Below are 1,338 nucleotides of genomic sequence, written 5' to 3'. Positions count from 1 at the left end.
TCTGACAGTGATCATGTGACTGGTGGTTCTGCTGATGAGCCTGACTCACCCTCTGACTGACGTCGCTGACTGTCCTGTTTCGGATTTGTCGGCTCATCGGCGGGACCGCCACGCATGCGGCCGGACGGGCGTTTGTGACCTCATAGGAGCTTGGTCCAGAAGCCCCGTCACTGTCTTGTCCACCCGCCCGACCGGCGCGTGCCGCCCTCGGCTCGGACAAGCGGTAAGGACGGACATGACCAGCATGACGCACGACGGCCCGGAGATCACCGGTGGAGTCGACACCCACGGCCTGACCCACCACGCGGCCGTGATCGACTCCCTCGGCCGGCACCTGGCCGACCGGGAGTTCCCGACCACCATCCGCGGCTACCGGGACCTGCTGGACTGGATGCGTTCGCACGGCACACTCACCGCGGTCGGCGTGGAGGGCACCGGCGCCTACGGCGCCGAGCTCGCCCGCGTGTTGACCGCGGCCGGGGTCACGGTCATCGACGTCGACCGGCCGGACCGCAAGACGCGGCGGTTGCAGGGCAAGTCCGACCCGATCGACGCCTACGCCGCCGCGACGGCGGTCGTTTCGGGCAGGGCAACCGGGATCCCGAAGAGCCGGGACGGCGTGGTCGAGGCGGTGCGGGTGCTGCGGGTGGCGCGTCGCAGCGCGGTCAAAGCCCGCACCCAGGCGATGAACCAGATCCGCAACCTGCTCGTCGCCGCCCCGGCGATGCTGCGCGAGCAGGTCGCGGGCCTGGACCGGGCCGCGCTGATACGCACCCTGGCGCGGCTGCGGCCCGGCGACGACCTGTCCCGCCCGCTGGCGGCGACCCGGGCCTCGCTGCGCCGCCTGGCCCGCCGCCACCAGGCCATGGACGCCGAGATCGCTGAGCTGGACGCGGAGATCGGCCCGTTGGTCAGGCAGGCGGCCCCAGCCCTGCTGGAGCTGTTCGGGGTCGGGCCCGAGACCGCCGGCCAGTTGCTGGCCTCGGCCGGGGACAACCCCGAACGCATGCGCTCGGAGGGCGCGTTCGCGCACCTCGCCGGGGTCGCCCCGATCCCGGCATCCTCCGGCCGCACCCACCGCCACCGCCTCAACCGGGGCGGCGACCGGGCTGCCAACAACGCCCTGCACACGATCGTGCTCGTCCGCATGCGCTACGACGAACGCACCCGTGCCTACGTCGAGCGCCGCACTAAGGAAGGGCTGTCGAAGAAGGACATCATGCGCTGCCTGAAGCGGTTCGTCGCCCGCGAGATCTACCGCGCTCTCACCAGCACACCAACCGAACCAATCACGCAAACCGACCTCGCTCCTGCGGCTTGACATCCATAGGAGCATCC

Annotated in this window: 1 protein-coding gene; it reads left to right on the top strand. The window is 70.8% G+C overall.

What is annotated here, in order from left to right; genetic code table 11:
- The first annotated feature begins 235 nt into the window (after positions 1-235).
- Entirely contained in the window at positions 236-1,321 is a 1,086-nt protein-coding gene (locus AC067N_RS38875) for an IS110 family RNA-guided transposase (protein ID WP_478683677.1), read from the top strand.
- Positions 1,322-1,338: the final 17 nt, after the last annotated feature.

The sequence above is a fragment of the Streptomyces sp. NPDC042364 genome, from assembly GCF_056437585.1.
The sequence above is the reverse complement of the archived record's forward strand: the minus strand, read 5'-3'. Positions and strand labels throughout refer to the sequence as shown.

Coding starts and splice junctions, on each gene's coding strand:
- AC067N_RS38875 (WP_478683677.1), top strand. CDS start 236: ATGACCAGCATGACGCACGACGGCCCGGAGATCACCGGTGGAGTCGAC.